Source organism: Actinomadura sp. DC4 (assembly GCF_030406325.1).
In the GTDB taxonomy this organism is placed as follows: domain Bacteria; phylum Actinomycetota; class Actinomycetes; order Streptosporangiales; family Streptosporangiaceae; genus Actinoallomurus.
In genome coordinates this window covers 154909-175085 of the sequence record NZ_JAUEQY010000005.1, presented here as the reverse complement: position 1 = coordinate 175085, position 20177 = coordinate 154909, and the positions used below count along the sequence as shown (strand labels likewise).

17 protein-coding genes are annotated in these 20177 nt (G+C 70.7%); 5 read left to right on the top strand and 12 right to left on the bottom strand.

Annotated elements, in window-relative coordinates:
* Window positions 1-146 precede the first annotated feature (146 nt).
* Both QWU11_RS10370 and QWU11_RS10365 read left to right on the top strand, forming a co-directional pair.
* Window positions 147-1112 (top strand): NAD(P)H-quinone oxidoreductase, encoded by a 966-nt coding sequence (locus QWU11_RS10370; protein WP_290104910.1) that lies wholly within the window; start codon window positions 147-149, stop codon window positions 1110-1112.
* A gap of 6 nt (window positions 1113-1118) precedes the next feature.
* Window positions 1119-1643 (top strand): bacterial proteasome activator family protein, encoded by a 525-nt coding sequence (locus QWU11_RS10365; RefSeq protein ID WP_290104909.1) that lies wholly within the window; start codon window positions 1119-1121, stop codon window positions 1641-1643.
* A gap of 5 nt (window positions 1644-1648) precedes the next feature.
* Here QWU11_RS10365 and QWU11_RS10360 read toward each other — a convergent pair whose 3' ends face one another.
* The 7 genes from QWU11_RS10360 to QWU11_RS10330 all read right to left on the bottom strand — a co-directional run bounded on the left by QWU11_RS10360 (window position 1649) and on the right by QWU11_RS10330 (window position 8928).
* The gene (locus QWU11_RS10360) at window positions 1649-2449 is read right to left on the bottom strand and encodes an HAD family hydrolase (RefSeq protein ID WP_290104908.1); all 801 of its coding nucleotides are present in this window, start codon (window positions 2447-2449) and stop codon (window positions 1649-1651) included.
* Complete coding sequence (gene serS / locus QWU11_RS10355; RefSeq protein ID WP_290104907.1) at window positions 2446-3705, bottom strand: serine--tRNA ligase; 1260 nt, start codon at window positions 3703-3705, stop codon at window positions 2446-2448. Before serS ends, QWU11_RS10360 begins: the two co-directional genes overlap by 4 nt.
* A gap of 62 nt (window positions 3706-3767) precedes the next feature.
* Window positions 3768-5138, bottom strand: coding sequence for a hypothetical protein (locus QWU11_RS10350; RefSeq protein WP_290104906.1), 1371 nt, complete (start codon window positions 5136-5138; stop codon window positions 3768-3770).
* Between the two features lie 86 nt (window positions 5139-5224).
* Window positions 5225-6088 carry a hypothetical protein gene (locus QWU11_RS10345; protein WP_290104904.1) on the bottom strand — a complete coding sequence of 288 codons (864 nt, stop codon included), beginning with the start codon at window positions 6086-6088 and terminating at the stop codon, window positions 5225-5227.
* Window positions 6089-6175: 87 nt separating this feature from the next.
* Window positions 6176-7129, bottom strand: a complete 954-nt coding sequence (gene pheA, locus QWU11_RS10340; protein ID WP_290105115.1) for a prephenate dehydratase — start codon at window positions 7127-7129, stop codon at window positions 6176-6178.
* 111 nt (window positions 7130-7240) lie between these two features.
* Window positions 7241-7699, bottom strand: coding sequence for a DUF4446 family protein (locus QWU11_RS10335; protein ID WP_290104902.1), 459 nt, complete (start codon window positions 7697-7699; stop codon window positions 7241-7243).
* The gene (locus QWU11_RS10330) at window positions 7696-8928 is read right to left on the bottom strand and encodes a glycosyltransferase 87 family protein (RefSeq protein ID WP_290104901.1); all 1233 of its coding nucleotides are present in this window, start codon (window positions 8926-8928) and stop codon (window positions 7696-7698) included. The genes QWU11_RS10335 and QWU11_RS10330 overlap by 4 nt, the downstream gene beginning before the upstream one ends.
* Before the next feature lie 111 nt (window positions 8929-9039).
* Between QWU11_RS10330 and QWU11_RS10325 the strand changes: the two genes are divergently transcribed.
* Window positions 9040-11151, top strand: a complete 2112-nt coding sequence (locus QWU11_RS10325) for a hypothetical protein (protein WP_290104899.1) — start codon at window positions 9040-9042, stop codon at window positions 11149-11151.
* Here QWU11_RS10325 and QWU11_RS10320 read toward each other — a convergent pair.
* From QWU11_RS10320 to QWU11_RS10310, 3 genes are read right to left on the bottom strand one after another with little or no spacing between them, the layout of a single operon-like run.
* Complete coding sequence (locus QWU11_RS10320; RefSeq protein WP_290104898.1) at window positions 11033-12760, bottom strand: hypothetical protein; 1728 nt, start codon at window positions 12758-12760, stop codon at window positions 11033-11035. The two genes, QWU11_RS10325 and QWU11_RS10320, sit on opposite strands and share 119 nt — an antisense overlap.
* Entirely contained in the window at window positions 12747-13481 is a 735-nt protein-coding gene (locus QWU11_RS10315) for a glycosyltransferase (protein WP_290104897.1), read from the bottom strand. The genes QWU11_RS10320 and QWU11_RS10315 overlap by 14 nt, the downstream gene beginning before the upstream one ends.
* Window positions 13482-13501: 20 nt before the next feature.
* The gene (locus QWU11_RS10310; protein ID WP_290105114.1) at window positions 13502-13837 is read right to left on the bottom strand and encodes an STAS domain-containing protein; all 336 of its coding nucleotides are present in this window, start codon (window positions 13835-13837) and stop codon (window positions 13502-13504) included.
* Between the two features lie 260 nt (window positions 13838-14097).
* Between QWU11_RS10310 and QWU11_RS10305 the strand changes: the two genes are divergently transcribed.
* Window positions 14098-14517: a hypothetical protein gene (locus QWU11_RS10305; protein WP_290104896.1), complete on the top strand. Its 420-nt coding sequence runs from the start codon at window positions 14098-14100 to the stop codon at window positions 14515-14517.
* Between the two features lie 31 nt (window positions 14518-14548).
* Here the strand turns inward: QWU11_RS10305 and QWU11_RS10300 are convergent, their stop codons facing one another.
* Entirely contained in the window at window positions 14549-16078 is a 1530-nt protein-coding gene (locus QWU11_RS10300) for an FG-GAP-like repeat-containing protein (protein WP_290104894.1), read from the bottom strand.
* 151 nt (window positions 16079-16229) lie between these two features.
* The gene (locus QWU11_RS10295) at window positions 16230-17756 is read right to left on the bottom strand and encodes an FG-GAP repeat protein (protein WP_290104893.1); all 1527 of its coding nucleotides are present in this window, start codon (window positions 17754-17756) and stop codon (window positions 16230-16232) included.
* 163 nt (window positions 17757-17919) lie between these two features.
* Between QWU11_RS10295 and QWU11_RS10290 the strand changes: the two genes are divergently transcribed.
* Complete coding sequence (locus QWU11_RS10290) at window positions 17920-19029, top strand: epoxide hydrolase family protein (protein WP_290104892.1); 1110 nt, start codon at window positions 17920-17922, stop codon at window positions 19027-19029.
* Window positions 19030-20177 lie beyond the last annotated feature (1148 nt).

Below are 20177 nucleotides of genomic sequence, written 5' to 3'. Positions count from 1 at the left end.
TTTATCCTGATCATTTCTTGCCACTAGGTCCCCCTCGTGGACGCAGAGTGGATGAACCCGCAAAAAGACGCTCATCCGCAGCCTAAGCCACTCTAGGTACCGACCAATACCGTGTCGCGTCACCATGCCCAGCTAACGTGAGGCCCATGCATGCGATCGTGATCGAGAATCCGGGCGAGCCGGACGTATTGCGATGGACCGAGGTTCCGGATCCCGTCGCCGGCCCCGGGGAGGTGCTGCTCGACGTTGCCGCCGCAGGCATCAACCGCGCGGACACCTCCCAGCGAATGGGCTCCTATCCACCACCGCCCGGAGCGTCGGAGTATCCAGGGCTGGAGGCCTCCGGCCGGATCGCCGCGCTGGGCGAGGGCGTCACGGGATGGAGCGTCGGCGACGAGGTGTGCGCGCTGCTCGCCGGCGGCGGTTACGCCGAGCGGGTCGCCGTTCCCGCCGGTCAGGTGCTACCGATCCCGAAAGGCGTGAGCCTGGTCGAGGCGGCCGCATTGCCCGAGGTCGCCTGCACCGTTTGGTCGAACGTCTTCATGCTGGCCGGACTGCGCGAAGGCGAATCATTCCTGGTCCACGGCGGATCGAGCGGAATCGGCACGATGGCCATCCAGCTCGCCAAGGCCCGCGGCGCACGTGTGCTGTGTACGGCCGGCAGCCCGGAAAAGGTCGCGCGCTGCCGCGAACTCGGTGCCGACATCGCCATCAACTACCGGACCGAGGATTTCGTCAAAGAGGCCGCCCCGGTCGACGTCATCCTGGACAACATGGGTGCGTCCTACCTGGCGCGTAACGTGGAGACCCTGGGGACCGGCGGCCGGCTCATGATCATCGGGTTCCAGGGCGGCGGGACCGCCGAGCTCAACATCGGCAAGCTGATGAGCCGGCGCGCCTCGATCCAGTCGACCGGGCTGCGGGCCCGGCCGATCGAGGAGAAGGCGGAGATCGTCGCGTCGGTGCGCGAGCACGTGTGGCCGCTGGTGGAGTCCGGGGCGGTGCGTGCGATCGTCGACCGTACGGTCCCGATGCGTGACGCCGCCACCGGGCACCGCATCCTGGAAGAGAGCACACACGTCGGCAAAATCGTCCTTACGGTGCGAGACTGAGGTTTCATGAACAACCCCATGGACAACAGCCAAGATCCACATATCGTCGTCGTCGGCCAGAACGGCATGGCTCCCGGCGAGGACGGCGACTCGGAGGAGCGCTCGGTCGCGGAGATGGTCGAGCAGCCCGCCAAGGTCATGCGCATCGGCAGCATGATCAGGCAGTTGCTGGAGGAGGTCCGCCAGGCCCCCCTCGACGAGGCGAGCCGGGCCCGGCTGGCCCAGATCCACCAGCGTTCGATCAAGGAGCTCGAAGACGGTCTCGCGCCGGAGCTGATCGAGGAGCTGGAGCGCATCTCGCTGCCGTTGCTCACCGACACCGAGACGACTCCCAGCGAGGCCGAGCTCCGCGTCGCCCACGCGCAGCTCGTCGGCTGGCTCGAGGGTCTGTTCCACGGCATCCAGACCACGCTGTTCGCCCAGCAGATGGCGGCCCGCGCCCAGCTCGAGCAGATGCGCCGCGCCCTGCCGCCCGGCGCGATCCCCCAGGAGGAGAGTGCCCCCGGCCGTACCTCCGGGCCGTACCTCTAAGCGCTTTATGCTTCGGGGAACAGCTCCTCGATCGTGCGGGCGACGCCGTCATCGTCGTTGCCCGCCACCGTGACGTCGACCGCGGCCAGCACCTCGGGATGGGCGTTGGCCACGGCGTAGGACCGGCCGGCCCACATCAGCATGGGCAGGTCGTTGGGCATGTCACCGAAGGCGACGACGTCGGCGGCGTCGATGCCGTGCCGGCCGCACAGCTCCGCGAGCGTGCTGGCCTTCGACACCCCGGGCGCGCTCATCTCGATGAGCCGCCGCCCGTTGGAGTGGGTGGGCAGCACGACGTCGCCGACCAGGCCCGTGGCCTCGGCCAGGAGCGCGTCGGAGTCGAGTTCGGGGTGGCGGGCGAGCAGTTTGGCGGCCGGCCGCGACATCAGCTCCGTGAGCCCGATCGAGTCCTCGCTCCGCTTGTTGTCCCAGCCCGAGAGCTCGTAGTCATGGGCGTAGCGGATGCCGTCCTCGTACTCCACCGCGAAACCGAGGCCGGGCAGCGCCTCACCGAGCACCTCGATCGCCGTACGCAGCGCCTCGGCCGTCATGAGGTGCGTGCCGATCACCCGCTCGGTGTGCAGGTCGTACACGAGCGCCCCGTTCGCGCAGATCGCCACGCCCCGGTGCCCGACGGCGTCGGCCACCGGGTGGATCCAGCGCGGCGGCCGGCCGGTCACCATGACGAGCATGGAGCCGGCCCGCTCCACCCGGGCGAACGCCTTCACGGTGCGCTCGGACACCGTGTAGTCGGTGCGTACGGTCGTGCCGTCCAGGTCCGTGGCGACCAGCCGCGGAGGCGTCATTTGGCGATGGGTTCGAGCACTTCGCGGCCGAGGAAGCGCTGCAGGGCCTTCGGCACGCGTACGGAGCCGTCCGGCTGCTGGTGGTTCTCCAGGATCGCGACGATCCAGCGCGTGGTGGCGAGCGTGCCGTTGAGCGTCGCGACCGGGCGCGTACGGCCGCCTTCGTCGCGGAAGCGCACCGACAGGCGTCGCGCCTGGAAGTCGGTGCAGTTGGAGGTGGAGGTCAGCTCGCGGTAGCGCTCCTGTGTGGGCACCCACGCCTCACAGTCGTACTTGCGCGCCGCGCTCGTGCCGAGGTCGCCGCCGGCGGTGTCGATCACGCGGTACGGCAGCTCGACCTTGGCGAGCATCTCCTTCTCCCACTCCAGGAGGCGAAGGTGCTCCTCGTGGGCGTTCTCCGGGTCGCAGTAGGAGAACATCTCCACCTTGTCGAACTGGTGCACGCGGAGGATGCCGCGGGTGTCCTTGCCGTACGAGCCGGCCTCGCGCCGGAAGCAGGAGGACCAGGCGACGTAGCGCTTGGGGAGATCGGCGATGATCTCGTTCATGTGGTAGCCGGCCAGCGGGACCTCGGAGGTGCCGACAAGGTAGAGGTCGTCCTGGGGCAGTTGGTACACCTCGGCCGCGTGCGCGCCGAGGAACCCGGTGCCCTCCATCGCCTCGGACTTGACCAGCACGGGCGGGACCATCGGGACGAAGCCGTTTTCGATCGCCTGCTCCATGGCGAGGTTGAGCAGGGCGAGCTGGAGCTGGGCGCCGACGCCGGTCAGGTAGAAGAACCGGGCACCGGAGACCTTCGCGCCGCGCTCCATGTCGATCGCGCCGAGGGCCTCGCCGAGCTCCAGGTGGTCTTTCGGCGTGAAGTCGAAGGACGGCAGGGCGCCGACGGTCTCGAGCACGACGTAGTCGTCCTCACCACCGGGCGGCGCGCCCTCCTCGACGATGTTGGGCACGCTGCGCAGGAGGTCGTTAAGCTCTGTTTCGAGCCGCTGCGACTCGGCGTCGGCCTCCTTGACCTGCTGTGCGAGCTCCTTGGCGCGATCGAGGATCTGCTGACGCTCCTCGCCCTGCGCCTTGGAGACGGACCGCCCGACGTTCTTCTGCTCGGCCCGCATGGACTCGAACGAACTCAACGCCGACCGCCGGCGCTCGTCGAGCTCGAGCAGCCGCTCGACGACGGAGTCGTCCTCACCTCGGGTGCGCTGGCTGACGCGCAACCGGTCCGGGTCATTACGCAGAGTTCGCAGGTCGATCACATGGACGAGGTTACCCGTAGCCGGTCCGGCCCCGCGCGCCCGTTTCCGCCCTACGGGTCGCTTCAGCGCACGTCGACGTAGTCGCCCGTCCCGGTGACCGCGAGGTAGGTGGTGGTGCCGGCGTAGGTCGCGCGCCAGGTGCCGTCCTTGACGGCATTGAAGGCGTGGGAGAAGTGGCCGGCGGGGCTCGTCTTCGCGGACCCCTCGTACGTCCAGCTCGTCGCGCCCTTCGCCGCGAAGTAGATCTGTACGCTCTGGCCCGAGAACGCCTTCCACGACGTCGTGTCGCGCTTCAGCGTCCCGGCCACGGTCAGCCGCTTGCCCTTCGCGATCGGCTCCGGGGACGCGTTGAATCCTGAGATGGCCGTCCGGTAGCGCACGTCGACGTAGTCCGCGCCGCTCGTGGCCGGCAGTTCGCCGTCGCCCGGGGCCCGGCTGGTGTCCGCGCGCCAGTACCCGTCGCGCACGGCCGGGGTCGTCACGGTGAAGTAGCCCTCGGCGTCCGGCCTGGCGGCCAGCACGTCGGCCCACTTCTTCCCGTCGGTGGAGAACTGCACCATCGGCGTGCCCGTCGCCGGCTCGACCGCGCCATTCGCCGACATACGCGTCACCCTGCCGCCAACGGTGATCATCGCGTTCCTGCCGACGGGCTCAGGTGAGGCGTTGAAGCCGGTGATCGTCGTGCGGTAGCGAGCGGTCACGGGATCGCCGTCCGCCCTCGCGCCGACGTACGGGCCGTTCCCCGGCGCGTACGGAAGTGGACGGGGGTAGATGAAGGGTGTCTCCACATGCCAGGAGCCCGAGCCCGGAACCGTCGTGGTGATGCGGTAGCGGCCGTCGGCGGCGGTGAGGCCCAGGCCGACCTGCGTGTCGCCCACGTAGACCCGCACCGGCTGGTTTCGCACCGCGATCCACCCGCCGTCCGGCTTCTCCCGCTCGAACAGGCCGACGACGTCCACCTGGTCCCCGATCACGGACGGAACCGGCTCGAACGCCATCGTGATCCGGGTCGCGGCCGGCGTGACGTGCAGGTAGATCCCGGGGTCGAGGTTGGCGAAGTGGAAGTCCTTGCTCCCGGAGTAGGACACGAAGGCGTTCCCCTCGACCATTCCGGGATGATCGCCCTCTGTCGACAGGGTCACCGAGCCCGTGAACCGGCCGTCCGCGCCCGTGTTCGTACGGAGGAGGCAGCCGGTGTCCTTCCTCAGGCAGACGGTCGCGCCTGGCACGCCTTCCTCCGCACCGGCGGCGTCGGTGAAGACCAGGCGTCCCGTGTACGTGACTGTGGGGTGGTCGACGTCGATCGTGTCCGGCGTGATCGCGAACTCGCTGAAGCGCGTCGGCGCGGGGGTGTCTTCGGCGCTCGCCGGGACCTGCGCGGCGGCCAGGACGAAGCCGACGGCCAGAACGGCGCCGAGGGTTCTGAACAACACATGTCTCCAAGGGGTGGGCCCAAATCCCTTAGAAGACGTGATGCCTCGGCCGTACGTTGTCAGTGCTTATGACACGAATTGATCACTTAGCCGCCGAAGCGGATCGAGGCGATCGGCTGGGTGAAGCCGGCCGCGGCCAGGTCCGGGACGTCGGCGCTGACGACCTTGGAGGTGCCGGTGCAGTTGGGGCCGGTCCAGATCTTGATCGGGCCGCCGGAGAGCTGCAGCGACAGGGTCGTGAACGGGCGTCCGAGGGTCTGGCAGCCCGGGCCGGCCGCGCCGACCGAGCCGTCGGGCTCGGTGAAGTTCTTCCCCGAGTCCAGGATGACGCTTCCGTTCCCCAGCGCCGGCGCGGGCTGGGTGCCGGTCGAGCCGCCGGCCGGCAGCACCTTCCCGCCCTGCGGTGACACGGCGAACCACGTGTTCCCGACGCCCTCGCCGTTGGTCTGGCCCGGCGCGGTGTCCTTGCTGAAGTGGTAGATCGGCCAGCCGCCGAGGGTGACCTGCAGCTTGCCGTCGTCGCGCTTGGTCACGCCGATCGCGTTCCTGGGCACGCCGTTGAAGAAGATCTTCGAGCCCGGCTGGACCAGCACGGGCGGCCAGGTCACGGCGCAGGCGTCGTTGCAGTTGGACTTCGACGGGCTGGCGGTGTCCTTGTCGAACCGGTACAGCGTGAACCCGGCGCCGTCGTGCACGATCGGGCTCAGGCCGTTCGCCGAGCCGGCGGTCAGCTCGACCCACTTCATCGCGGCCGGGTTGTCGCGGGGGCCGCGGAAGAAGTCGCCGGTGCCCGGCGCCGCGTTGTGCTGCTTCGCCGTGCCGCTGGAGAAGTTGAGGGACGCCAGGCCGGCCTTTGCCGCCCCGACCGCCTTGCCGCCCTCGGCCCCGCAGGCCGTCAGGGCGCACGCACCGGCCATGGCGAGCGCGGCGACCACCGAAGTACGGATCATGTCTGAATCTCCTTACAGATCGCTGTCAACAGCCACCTGTACGGGCCCCGCCGTGGACGGGTTCAGACGATTTTCAACGACAGGAGATCAGCGGTCGTGGCCCGAGCGGATCGCCGACAGCCAGGCCGACGCCTCGGTGAAGTCGTCGTCGTGGGTGCCGCGCCGGATCTCCGGGCGCACCTCGTCGGCGCGCGGGTAGCTGCCGAGGAAGCGCACGTCGTTGCAGATGCGGCGCAGGCCCATGAGGGCCTCGCCGACCCGCGCGTCCGCGACGTGGCCCTCGCAGTCGATCCAGAAGCGGTAGCGGCCGAAACCGTCGCCGGTCGGGCGGGACTGGATCAAGGTCAGGTTGACCCCGCGCACCGCGAACTCGGTGAGGAACTCCAGCAGCGCGCCCGGGTGGTCGTCGGTCAGATAGGCCATCAGCGACGTGCGGTCCATGCCGGTCACCGCGCCGGGCGGGCCCGGGCGGCGTACGAGGACGAACCTCGTCACGGCGCCCGCGCGGTCGGCGATGCCCTCGGCCGCCGGGACCAGGCCGTAGCGCTCGCCCGCGATCGGGGCGGCGATGGCCGCGTCGAACTCCGAGGTCGGGTCGGAGACGGCCATGGCGGCGCCGGCGGTGGAGGTGTTGGTGGAGACCTCGGCGTCCGGGAGGCGGTCGGCGAGCCACCGGCGGCACTGGGCGTACGCGTGCGGGTGGGTGCAGATCCGCTTGATGTCGCCGAGCCGCGTGCCGGAGCGTACGAGCAGGGAGAACTCCACGGGCAGCAGGACCTCGCCCGCGATGATCAGTGCGTCGCCGTCGGCGAGGTCGTCGACCGTGGTGGTCACCGGGCCCTCGACGGAGTTCTCCAGGGGCACCATCGCGGCGTCGGCGTCGCCGCGGCGTACGGCGTCGAGCGCGGCGGGGACGGTGGCGAACGGCTCGCGGAGCGCGCCGGCCGCCTCGGGCACGGTGAGGAGGGCGGCTTCGGTGAAGGTGCCTTCGGGCCCGAAATAGGCGAAGGAGGCGAAAGAGTCGGGGTTATCACCCGGAATGTCGCCTCGACGCACGTCGTACTCGGTCACGAAGGTCCCCCAGAGCCCGGTCCGGACTGATTTCCCCCAGGTTACGGGCTGTGGAGGACCCTTACGCGCGGTTCGGCGTGATCATGAGGACGGCGCGGACGGCTGGCCGTTGACGCGCACGTCGAGCCGGTCGTCGAGCCGGATCGCCGGGCCCCGGCCGAGCCGCGCGGCGCGTACGACGTGGTCCTCCTCCGGGGACAGGACCTGCTGGCTCCGGCCGCCCTGGATCACCCGCGCGTACGTGCGGGTCTCGGTGCGGCCGTTGATGGAGGTCAGCACCAGGCCGTCGCCCAGGGCGTTGAGCATCGCCAGTGAGAACGACAGGCCGCCCGATACCTCCTTGAGCGCGTCGTAGTGGACGATGGCGACGTCACGGATGGCGCGGTTGTCACCGGCGCCGGAGGTGACCTGGAGTTGCCGGCGCATCATCTCGGCGCACTCCTCGAAGGCCTGCACCGCACGCTTGCGCGCGGTCAGACCTGCGTAGAGTCCGAGCCCTCCGAGGAGGATGCCGATGACGGCCAACGTGATGAGGATCACGATCCGAGCGTACCCACCGGGGACTCATTACGCGATGTATCCACGCCGCCACTTTCCGCAACCGGGGTACTCCGGGAGCGGAGCAGCACGAGCAGGCCGAGCGCGCCCAGGCCGTACGCGTCCTGCACGATGCGGCCCAGGAACCTCGGCCCCGTGTGGTGGGCCAGCATCGTGATGCCCCACCAGGGCACTTCCATGATGTAGAAGACCCAGACGCAGACGGCGAGCGCGACGCGCCGCCGGTCGCGTCCGTCGCCGACGATCGCGCCGAACACCACCACGAGCCAGGCGAGGTGGTGGATCCAGGAGACCGGTGAGACGAGCACCGCGATCAATCCGGTGATCGCGATGCCGCGGATCTCGTCGCCGTCCTGCCAGGCGCGGCGCGCCGCGCGGAAGCCGAAGTAGGCGACGATCGCCGCGCAGACGAGCCAGAGGAGCGATGTGACGGCGTCCGGCCAGTAGAGGCGGAGCAGCATCCCGCGGATCGACTGGTTGGTCGTGGCGGTGTTGGAGCCGAGCCGGTCACTGTCGAACAGCGCGCGGAACCAGTAGTCGGCCGAGTCGGCGGGCAGGATCAGGAAGGTCACGAGCGTGGCCGCCGCCCCGGCGATCGCGGCGGTGACCGCCTCCCGGCGCCGCCCGGTGACCCAGAAGTAGACGATGAAGACGCCGGGCACCAGCTTGATCGCGGTGGCCAGGCCGACCAGGAGGCCCCGGGGCCAGCGCGTACGGGCGGGCGCGACGTCGGCCACGCACAGGGCGACGAGCATGAGGTCGACCTGGCCGAACCGGATCTGGTCCCGCAACGGCATGGCGTACACGCACATCGCGACCAGCACACCGACGGCGATCGGCGCCCACGGCCGGATCCGGCCGAGCAGCCGGGCGAAGGAGTGGCGCACCACTAGGGTCAGGGCCACGAAGATCAACGCGGTCCAGAGCCACTGGGCGGCGGCCCACGGGACCAGCGCGAGGGGTACGGCCAGCACCACCGCGAAGGTCGGGTACGTGAACGGCAGCAACTGGGGCGGCTGGGTCAGGAAGTCATAGACCGGCGCACCGCGCAGCACCGCCTGACCGCTCGAGCGGTACACATCGAGGTCGACCAGGCGCTGATCGGGCTGGTTGGTCAGCCAGTGCAGGACGAGAGGCGCGACCGCGACGGCGGCGATGACGACCGCCGCGACGACGATCACGGCCTCGCGTATCGTCCTTCGACCACCCATGTGTCCATCCTGTCCCACGTCCGCGGCTAGCCTGGGGACGTCCCAGACATGGAGGTGATCGTGGCACAGCCGCGCGATGCGGGACGTAGCCACACAAAAGGTGCAGCGACCGTGTTGCTCCTTTTTGCGGCCGTGGCGCTGGCTCTGCTGCCCACCGCGGCATCGGCGAGTGCCCCGACCAGGGGTCATGTCGTGCTGATAGGCGTACCCGGCCTGCAATGGGGCGACATTCACGATACCGCCACGCCCAACCTCGCCCGCCTGGCCGGACAGGGGTCCTCCGCGGCCCTGTCGGTGAAGACGGTCGGTCCCCACACCTGCCCGATCGACGGCTGGCTGACCATCTCGGCCGGGCAGAGATCACAGCTACGGAACGGAAGCTGTGGCCTGCCTCCGGCGCCGGAGGGCAACGCCGTCCCCGGTTTCGCCGCGATGCGCGACGACAACGCGCACAACAAGTACAAGTCACAGGTCGGGCTGCTCGGCGACGCGGTGCACACCGGCGGCGGCTGCACGATGGCGATCGGCCCCGGCGCCGTCCTCGGCGCGGCCGACAGCGCCGGCCGAGTGGACGGCTACGTCCCCTCGACCGAGCAGATCCCCGCCGACGGCCTCACGCGGTGCGCGCTCACGGTGGTCGACATCGACGACGTCTTCCACGCCTACATCGACGCGGGCGTCGACGTGAACGGCGACCAGGCCCAGGTCGCGGCCAAGAAGCGCGCGGCGGCCGTGAAGTCCGCCGACACCCAGGTCGGCCAGGTCCTCACCTCTCTGCCGCCGGACACCACCGTGCTGCTGGCCGGGCTGTCCGACGCCAACGTCTCCGCGCACCTGCGGGTCGCGATCGCGAGCGGACCGGGATACTCCGGCCACTACCTCACCGCGGACTCCACGCACACGAGCGGTCTGGTCACCCTCACCGACGTCACCGCGACGGTCCTGCACTCCCTGGGCCTCAAGCAGCCGAGCGACGCGGTCGGCTCCCGCTGGCGCGACGACGGCGCCAAGCCAGCCTCGGTCGGCACGCTCACCAAGCGGCTGAACGACCATGACGTCGCGGCGCAGTCCTACAGCCGCCTGGTCCTGCCCTTCTACCTCGCCCTCGTGATCGTGCAGGTGGCGCTGTACGCCTTCGGCACGTTCGCGCTCACCCGGAAGCGGCGGCGGGTCCTCGCGGCGACGAGGGTCGCCGCGCTGGCCGGCGCCTCGCTCCCGGCCGCCGCCTTCCTCGCCAATCTGGTGCCGTGGTGGTCGGCCGGGCATCCCGCGGTCGTCCTCGTCGCCGCCATCGTGGTCGCGATCGGGGTGATCACCGGAATCGCCCTGGCCGGGCCGTGGCGCCGCTCGATCACCGGGGCCGGCGCGATCGTCGGCGGCGTGACCGCGCTCGTGCTCACGCTCGACGTGCTCACCGGAAGCCATCTGCAGACGTGCAGCATGCTCGGGTACACGCCGCTGGTCGCGGGCCGCTTCTACGGCTTCGGCAACATCCCGTGGGCGCTGTTCGTCACCGGCCTGATCATCGTGACCGGTGCGGTGGCCGAGTGGCTGCTGAGGTCCGGCCGTCGCACCGTGGCGACCGCGGCCGTCATCGCCTCCGGGGTCCTCGCGCTCGTGATCGACGGCGCGCCGTTCGCGGGCGCGGACTTCGGCGGCATCATCGCGATCATCCCCGGATTCGCCGTCTTCGCCATGATGATCGCCGGCCGGAAGGTCCGCCTCTCCCGGCTCCTCATCGTGCTCGCCGGCGGTGCGGTCTTCGTGCTGGCCGTGTCATTCCTGGACTCGCTGCGGGCCGACCCGACGCACATCGGGGAGTTCTGGAAGAGCCTGATGAACGGCGACGCGGGCACGATCATCGCCCGCAAGCTGCGCGGGATGCTCGGCACCTTCGTCAACTGGGAGCTCTCGCTCATCGCGGTGGCCGCCGTGGCGTTCCTCATCTTCGCGCTGCTGCGGCCGCTCGCCTGGCGCGCCGCCGTGCTCCACACGGCCTACGAGCGCGCCCCCGCGCTGCGGCCGACGCTCGTCGCCGTGCTGGTGACGGCGGGGGTGGGCATGCTGGTCAACGACTCCGGCGTGGCGATCCCGGCGCTGGCGTTCACGGTGGCGATCCCGCTGGCGCTCGTGGCGAGCATCCAGGCGATTGGGCCCGAGGAGACCACCGCGCCGCCACCGCGATCAGAGCGATCAGAGTCAGCGCCAGCACCCAAGGCGTGATCTGGGCCCGTACAACGGTGATCAGCCAGTCGAGCCGGTGCGGCAGGCCGGCGAGCCGGGGGTCGCGGGCGGGCAGGTAGGCCAGGGCGAGTACGGACGTGCGCGCCAGCAGCAGCCAGTCGAACCTCGACCAGGCCAGCAGCGCGATCGTCGCCCAGCCGAGCCCGTCGTACCAGGGCAGGGCGTACGGCGCGGCGAACAGCCAGGCGAGCGCGAGCGCGGCGGTGATCCGGAACGTCTCGTCCCCGAGCGGGTCGGCGAGCGTGCGCACGTGCGGGCGGGGCAGCGCGCGGAGCAGCAGCACGGCCAGCAGGAGGGTCAGCAGGACCGAGCCGATCTGCACGGCCTCGCGGGGGACGGTCACGATCAGGCCGCCGGTCGCCCCGGCCAGCAGGTGCCAGGGGGTGGCGAGTGACACCGACTTGGACGCGCGGTTCAGCTGGTCGAGGGAGTGCGGGCCGGCCATGAGGTAGGCCAGCGCGGTGACGACGGCGGCCGAGAGGGCCAGCACGGCGACGCGTACGACGCTCCGTCTCGTACGGGCCTGCCAGCACTCGCCGAGCAGGATGAGCAGGGGACCGCCGGCGGCGATGGCGACGTTGATCTTCACGGCGGCGCCGGCGCCGATGAGCACGCCCGCGTAGACGCAGCGGCTGAGCCCGCGTCCGTCGCTCGGCCGGGGCCGCAGCGGGTCGGGCAGGGCGAACACCACGAGCCCGGCCACCGCGAACGCGATCGCGAGGAGATCGTTGTGCGCCCCGCCGACGAGCTCGAACAGCAGGAGCGGGTTGGCCGTCCACAGCAGCGCGGCCCGCAGCTCGCGGCCGGGGTCGCCGCGCGCGGTGCGGTAGAGCAAAAGGCCGACGGCCAGGAAGGCCAGGGCGTTCGTGAGCGACATGACGAACACCGTCAGCCGAACGGACGTGCCGCCGATCAGCGAGGCGAACGTCTCCTGCGCGGTGGCGATCGGCCCGTAGACGGTGGGGGTGTCGCGCCAGTCCTGCACGGCACGGGCCACCGGGTCGGCGGGCAGGCTGCGCGCGGTCGTGGCGTACGGATCGTTGCCGGTGACCGCCATGCGCCCGTACGCGGCGTAGTTGAGGTGGTCGGCCGAGCCGACGGGGGGCATGAGCGCGAAGGCGGCGGTGGCGAGCGCGCCGGCGAGCAGCAGCGTGCGCGGCCGGAACCACCAGCCGCGCCGGACGGCGCCGAGGCAGAGGGCGAGCCCGGCGGCGGAGAGCAGGACGCCGGCGGCGGTGAGGGCGATGACGAGGTCTGGGGAGGGGTGGGCGGTGAGGGAGAACGGGGGCTGTGCGGCGCCTCCGGGGAGCGCGGGCTGCATGACGGAGGGGCCGAGCAAAGCGGTCAGGAGAAGACAGACGAGCCCGGCGGCGGCCAGCCCGAGCCCGGCCGCTCCGAGCCGGCCCGCCCCGCGAGGACGCCCGCCCGAGCCCCGGCCCGGTGGCCCGGCCCCGGCGAGCGTCGTCTCCTTGCCCGTACGGCCCCCGGCGCGCGCGGTCCTCCTGCTCCCGGAGGCGCCCGGCCTGCCCGTAGGAGTCCCGCCTTCCGGCGCTCCCGTGGAGATGTCGGGGGAGTCAGCGTCCGGCACGGCGGAGGCGGGCCAGTTGTCTGGCCACAGTGGGTTCGCGGGCGGCCAGGGCGCGCCCGACGTCGCGGAACTGGCGGGCGCGATGGAGCTGGGCGTGCCAGTCGGTGCCCGTGGCGCGGTGCGACAGCGGCACCTCGACCTCGGTGATCGAGAAACCCGCGCGCAGCAGGTCGACGGTCAGGCCCGTCTCCACACCGAAGCCCGGTGCGAGTGGCTGGGCGGCGTCGAAGGCGGCGCGGGTCAGGCAGCGCTGGCCGTTGAGCGGCTGCGTCGCGGTCCAGCCCGTCAGCCGCTTGATGCCGTCGCGCGACAGGCGTACGACGAAACCGTGCCCACCGAGCTTCACCAGCTCGCTGAAGACCGCGATCGTCATGTCGGCCGTGCCCGCGCGTACGGGCTCCACGAGCGGGGCGGCCTGCTTGGCCGTCTCGCCGAGGTCGGCGTCCAGGAAGAGCAGGTGACGCGGTGTGTCGTCGTCGAGAAGGCGCACCGCGGCCGCGCCGGTCTCCATGGCCGCGCCCTTGCCGCGGTTGCGTGAGTGCCGGATGACCTTCGCGCCGCTGCCCGCGGCGATCCGGCCGGTCGCGTCCGCCGACCCGTCGTCGACCACGACAACGAGGTCGACGCCGGGCAGCGACGCCGCGGCCTCCACGGTCGCGGCGATCCGGTCCTGCTCGTCCTTGGCCGCGATGATGACAGCCGTATCCGTGTCCGCCTGCATGAAGGCGATGGTAGTGGCGGCTACGTCCGTCCGAAGGCAGGTACGGCATCGTGCACGGAGAAGACCGTGTCGAGGCCGGTGACCTGAAGGATCCGGCGGACCGCCGACCGTGGCGCGGCCAGCTCCAGCGAGCCGCCGTGCTCACGCAGCCGTTTCATCGCCGAGAGCAGGACGTTCATGCCGGTCGAGTCACAGAACTCGACTCCGCTGAGGTCCACCACAAGGCGGCTGACTCCGTCGCGCACCAGCGCGGCGAGCTCCGTTTGCAGTCTGGGTGCCGTATAGAGATCGACCTCGCCGTAGACAGAGACGACGGCGTGACCTCCCTGAGATGCAGTCGAGATCTTTAGCTCCACGAGCCGCACACTAGCGCCCCCCGCGCAGGGGGAACAGAGGCGAACGGGATTAGGGACTGCCCGTTGCCAGGTGGTGGGATGTCCATTGCCTGAACGCTGCGCAGTTTTCAGCTTTTCCCGTGACATTTAACAATGGTTCCGTCGCAGGTCAGACCACCTGTAGATCATCGCGCCTCTGTGGACCTGATGTGCGGGAATTCGCCCACCGGCGCGTCGCGTGTACGAGAAGCTAGGGCGGTGGAACACAGTTCCGGAGATCATTGGACGCGCGGCCCGCGTCGGCCGGAGTGGTCACCATGACCGGCGGCAGGCTCGACGACCCAGGGCGCGGTCGGCTCCGCGAGCGCCTGGAGCTCATCCGTACGCGTTCGCAGAAGTCCAGTTCATGGCGTTCTGTCACGCACTATTTCTCCGGGCTCGTCAACCGTGAGGGGTTCGTCCCAGTCAAGGCCCGGCTCTCGCGTGAGGACCTCAGGTTCCTAGCCTCCGCCCGCGACGAAGTGATCGCCTTCTGCGAGCTCGGCCTGCGCCTGCTCGACCTGCACCAGCCGCGCGACGCCGGGGGCATCTCCAGCGATCCCGGCAGCCCGATCCGCCGCTGCCGCGCCTGCATGTGGCGCTGGCCGTGCCCGACCGTACGCGCCGTCGAGGAGGCAATGGAAAGGCCGCCCGGGTCCTGACGAAGCGGGACCCGGACGGCCTGACAGGTGATCAGCCGAGACGGCCGACGATCCGTCCGATCTGCGCGCTCTTGCCGGTGACGCCGATCGTGCCGGCGCCGAAGCCGGTCGAGCCGGTGCCGGTGACGCCACCGGCGCCTCCGAGCAGCACGCTCACGGCGCCGTCGAGGGAGTTCTCCCCCGACGCACCGGCGATCAGGTCCGCGCGGCCGTCGCCGGTGACGTCCAGCAGGCTCACGCCCGTACCGAACGCGTCGTCGACCTCGGCCGCGCCCGCCACGTTCGCGGTGCTCTGCGAGACGGCCTGCGAGCCCGTGCCGGTCAGCCCCGAGGCCGAGCCGTACAGCACGATCGCCTCACCGGCCCGCGCCTTGCTGCTGACCGTACGGCCGGGAAGGCCCACCGCGAGGTCGGCCTTGCCGTCCTTGTTCACGTCGCCGGCCGACAGGGACGCGCCGAACTTGTCCCCGAGCGCGGTCGCACCCGGCACGCCGGCCGTGTCCTCGTTGATCATGGTCGAGTCGCTCATGCCGACGCTCGCGTCACCCTTGAAGACGACCAGGTGACTGTGCTCGCGGCCGCTGTCGTCGGAGGCGCCCGCGGCGACGTCCGCGTAGCCGTCGCCGTCGAAGTCGCCGACGGCGAGCGCGTCGGTCTTGGTCAGGACCTCGTTGGCGGGACTGGTCGCCTCGACACTGGTCCAGACGTCGAAGCCGTACTGCGACTTCGGTTCGGCCTTGGAGTTACGCCAGGCCACGACCAGGTCGGTACGGCCGTCGCCGTCGACGTCGCCGGTCGCCGGGATCAGGGCGTCCAGCGTCGTGACGGCGTCGGCCTTGAGCCCGCTCTTGGCGCCGCGTACGGCCCGGAACTTCGTCGCCGGGTGGAAGGTTCGCGCCGAGGTGGCGCGAAGGGCCTGTCCCCCCGAGGCGAACGTCCAGAAGTAGGCGTCGCCGGGCGAGGTGTCCACCCAGTCGGTGACGCCGTCACCGTCGATGTCGCCGGTGGCCAGCGCGAAACCGAAGCGGTGACCCGCGCCGGCGTTGGACGGCTCGGCGAGCGTCTGCGAGCCGGTGCCCGTCAGGCCGGACTTCGAGCCCCACAGGATGGTCTCCGACCCGGCGTTCGAACCGCTGGTCGTGTCCTCGTCCGGAGCGCCCACGAGCAGGTCCGCGTACCCGTCGTGGTCGTAGTCGAGCGAGGCGACCGAATAGCCGAAGTGGTCGGTCGCCTCTGCGGACCCCGGCACACCGGCGGTGTTCTGGCTGATGACCTGCTTCTTGCTGCCGGTCGCGCCCGTCTTCGCGCCGTAGGCGATCGAGACGAAGCCCGCACTCGACAGGCTGCCGACCTTGCCGTACGGGTCGCCGAGCGCCACGTCGGCGTAACCGTCGCCGTTGAAGTCGTACGGCTTGGCCCCCGTGGCCGCGGCCTTCACGGCGGCGGCCGCCGTGGCCTTGGCCGGTGCGGCGGCCGCGTGAATCGCAGCCGCCATTCCCGCCGCCCCCAGTGTCGTGACCGCGGTGACGGCCAGCACACGCGAGAAAACGCGTACTTTCACCAAACCTCCTAAGCCCCTGGCCGTTCGCGATGGCGAACGACGCTCCAGAAGGACGTCGGAGGTTTGTGAGTGGTTTACCGCTTCCTGCGATCTTCATGATGAATTGCCGAACCGGCCGTCCGCCGTCGGCGGACGGCCGGTCCGAAAAACCTCAGCCCATGCGGCCGAGACGGACGCCCACCTGCGCGTCCAGCCCGCTGGTGCCCAGCGTTCCGGCGCCGAAGGTGGCCGAACCCGTCCCGCTGACGCCGGAGGCGCCACCGAGCAGCAGGCTCACCGCACCGTCGGTGCCGTTCTCCTTCGGTGCGCCGGCGATCAGGTCGGCGTAGCCGTCGGCGTTCGGGTTGAGCACGGCCACGGTCCAGCCGAACTCGTCCTCGGCCTCCGCCGTGCCCGGCACGCCCGCCGTGTCCTGGGAGACGGCCATAGAGCCGGTGCCGGTCAGCCCGGAGGCCGAGCCGTACAGCACGACCGCCTCGCCGGCGTGCGCCAGAGTGCCGATGCTGCGGTACGGCACGCCGACCGCGAGGTCCGCCTTGCCGTCCTTGTTGATGTCGCCCGCGGACAGCGAGTAGCCGAACCGGTCGCCGGCCACGGCCGTACCGGGCACGCTGTCGGTGTCCTGGGTGATCGCGCTGGTGGTGCTCAGGGTGACGTCCGCGTCGCCCTTGTAGAGCGACACGTGGCCGCCGGTGCCGGCGCTCTCGTCGGCGCCGCCCACCGCGACGTCTCCGTAGCCGTCCCCGTCGAAGTCGCCGACCGCGAGACTGTCCACGCGGGTCTGCACCTCATTGGCCAGGGACGAGCCCTCTTCGTTGAAGTCGTCCCACACGTCGAACCCGGACGTCGGGCTCTCGGTGTCCTGCCAGCCGATGACCAGGTCGGGCTTCTGGTCGCCGTTGACGTCGCCGACCGCCGGGATGAACGCGGTGACCGCGTCGTCGGCCGCCGCGGCGGCGGCCTTCTTCTTGCTCCCGCGGACCTTCTTCGGCTCCGCGGTCGGCGCGAAGCTCTTTCCCGCCTTCCGGGCCCGCAGAGCGGCTCCCGGGTTCTTGAACGTCCAGAAGACTCCGTCGCCGGGCGAGGTGTCGACCCAGTCGGTGTAGCCGTCCCCGTCGAAGTCGGCCGCCGCGAGCGAGAAGCCGAAACGGTGGCCCGCGGCGGCGCCCTCGGGCTCGGCGATGGCGTCCGAGCCGGTGCCCGTGAGTCCGGACGGCGTGCCCCACAGGATCGTCTCCGACCCCGCGTTCGCCCCGTCGGTGGTGTCCTCGTCCGGCGCGCCGATCAGGAGGTCCGCGTAACCGTCCGCGTCGTAGTCCAGCGAAGTGATCGAGAACCCGAAGTGGTCCGCCGACTCCGGCGTGCCCGGGACACCGGCGCTGGCCTGCGAGAAGACCTGCTTCTTCGCCGTGTTCAGCCCGGACGCGTTGCCGTACACGATGGTCACGAAACCGGCCGTCGTCACTCCGCCGACCGTGCCGTACGGGTCGCCGAGCGCCAGATCGGTGTAGCCGTCGCCGTTGAAGTCATAAGGGTCCGCACCCGCGGGTGCGGCCCTCAGCGCCGCCTTCGCCGTACCCGGAACGGCGGACGCATGTACCGCGCCGGCCATTCCCGCTGCCCCCAGTGCCGTGACCGCGGTGACGGCCAGCACACGCGAGAAAACGCGTACTCTCACCAAACCTCCTAAGAACCGCCGCCCTCGATAGCGGGCGACGATCAATGGACGTCGGAGGTTTCCGGTCGGTTTACCGTTTTTGCCCCTGCTCCGCCAGACGGCCGGAGGCGGACAGCGTTTTTGCGGACAGGAACTGACCGCTTCGCCTGGTCGACTCGGTGGCATGGATCCCTACCGCATCGACATCCCCCAGGCCGACCTCGACGACCTGCGCGAACGCCTGTCCCGTACGCGCTGGCCCGACGCGTGGCCCGGCTGGTCCTACGGCATACCGGTCGAACGCGTTCGGTCCCTCGTTGACCACTGGCGTACGGGCTACGACTGGCGGGAGCATGAGGCGGCACTGAACGCCTTCCCGCAGTTCACGACCGAGATCGACGGGCAGAACGTGCACTTTCTGCACGTACGCTCGCAGGAGCCGTTCGCGATGCCGCTGATCCTCAGCCACGGCTGGCCGAGCACGGTCGCGGACCTCCTCCCGGTCATCGGACCGCTGACCGACCCGCGCGCGTACGGCGGCGATCCGGCGGACGCCTTTCACGTGGTGGCGCCGTCGCTGCCGGGCTACGGCTTCTCGGGCCCCACGTCCGAGGCGGGATGGGACGTGACGCGGATCGCGCGTGCCTGGGCGGTGCTGATGGACCGCCTGGGCTACGCGTCGTACGGCGCGCAGGGCGGCGACTGGGGTGCGCGGATCTCCCCCGAGCTGGGCCGGGTCGACCCATCCCGCGTGGTCGGTGTGCACGTGAACGCGCTGGTCGCGCTGCCCACCGGCGATCCGAGCGAGCTGGAGGGACTCACGCCGGTGGAGCTGGAGCGCATGTCCGCGCTCGGGCGCTGGCATGAGGAGCGGTCCGGGTACGCGCAGATCCAGAGCACCCGGCCACAGACGCTCGCGTACGGGCTGGCGGACTCGCCGGTGGGGCAGCTCGCTTGGTACACCGAATGGTTCGACGACTATGGGGAGAACGTCGGCGGCATCGACCGGGACGCGATCCTGACCAACGTGTCGGCGTACTGGCTGACCGGGACCGCGGCCTCGGCGGCACGGCTGTACCGCGAGGCCGCCGGGTCGTGGGGGCGGGCGGAACGGTCGCCGGTGCCACTGGGCGTGGCGGTCTTTCCAGGCGATTCGACCGTACGGCGCCTGGCCTCGCGGGATCACGCGGTCGCGCACTGGTCGGAGTTCGACCGGGGCGGTCACTTCGCCTCGCTACAGGCCCCGGACCTGCTCGTCGGCGACGTCCGTGACTTCTTCCGCAAGCTCCGCTGAGGTCGGATCGGCCCGAGCCGGGCGGCGACACGGTCGGGGAGGAGCTCGTACTCGCGGCGGCGCTCGGGCAGGGGTCCCGTCGGCGTACGACGACGCGGGCGCCGCCGCCGGTCTGGCCTTCTTGGAACTGCTCGCGGGTCAGGTCGATCTCGCCGTCGATGGGGTGGACCTCTCCGAGCATGAGGTCACCGCCGAAGATGTCGTTCACGACCAGGCGGTGATCCCAGGCGGGGTTGCCGAGTCGTGCGTCTACGTCGACGACATCGGCGGCCGACGGCACGGCGGGCAGTGCACGGGCACGACGATCCCCGGCTGGATCGGCGTCCCACTGTTCGCGCGGGCCGAGGCATCCAATCCACCCCTCCTCTCCCTGCCGCCGGGAGCCGACCTCACCGGCCCCCTCCCTCCAGTGGACGCACCCGAGTTATCCACAACCTGTGGAACCTCCTGTCCCCCCCAATCCACAGCCCGAAAGAATAGAAGTGGGATGGTCCCCCTGGGCGGGCGGGGACCCTCTCCCTTCCGGGGCGGCGGCGGCTTTGGATTTTAAGGGTTCGGGCGGGGCTTGGGTGACGAATGTGCTGGTGGCGGAGTGCGGCGGGACTAGTTCACGGGGATGGGCAGGGGCGTTCGGCGGAGCGGCTTCCCGCTCGATGCGGCTCGGGGTCATGACCACTCTGGCGACTGCTTTGGAGGGGTGAAGGCGCGCATCCCAGCGGGTGAGCTGATCGGCGCTCCTGAGTTTTCCACTGCGCTATCCACAGGACCGGTGGATGACCACTCATGGAGGTCGGCCTCGCGGCGCTCACCGGCGGCGGAGCAGGGTTCGGCCCTTTGAACGAGGGCATGGCTCGCACGGCCGACGCGGCGCATGCGATTGACGCGGAAGCCGTCCCCGGCCCGGTCGGGAAATGCGGTGATCGACGAGGTGTTTCGCCGGGCAACCGCGGCATCGGCCGTACGGCCTTGGGCCTTCCCACGGCACGACTCGGCCAATGCGTACCGCCCCCAGGGCAGGCGCACCGAAGCGGATCACACTCTGAACCCCAAGCCTGACCAGCGGAGATTTCCTCAGACCTCATCACTCCGAAAAACGTGAGGACCCGCCACGCGTCCCTCACGGCACCGCTCGACCACAGAAAAGAACG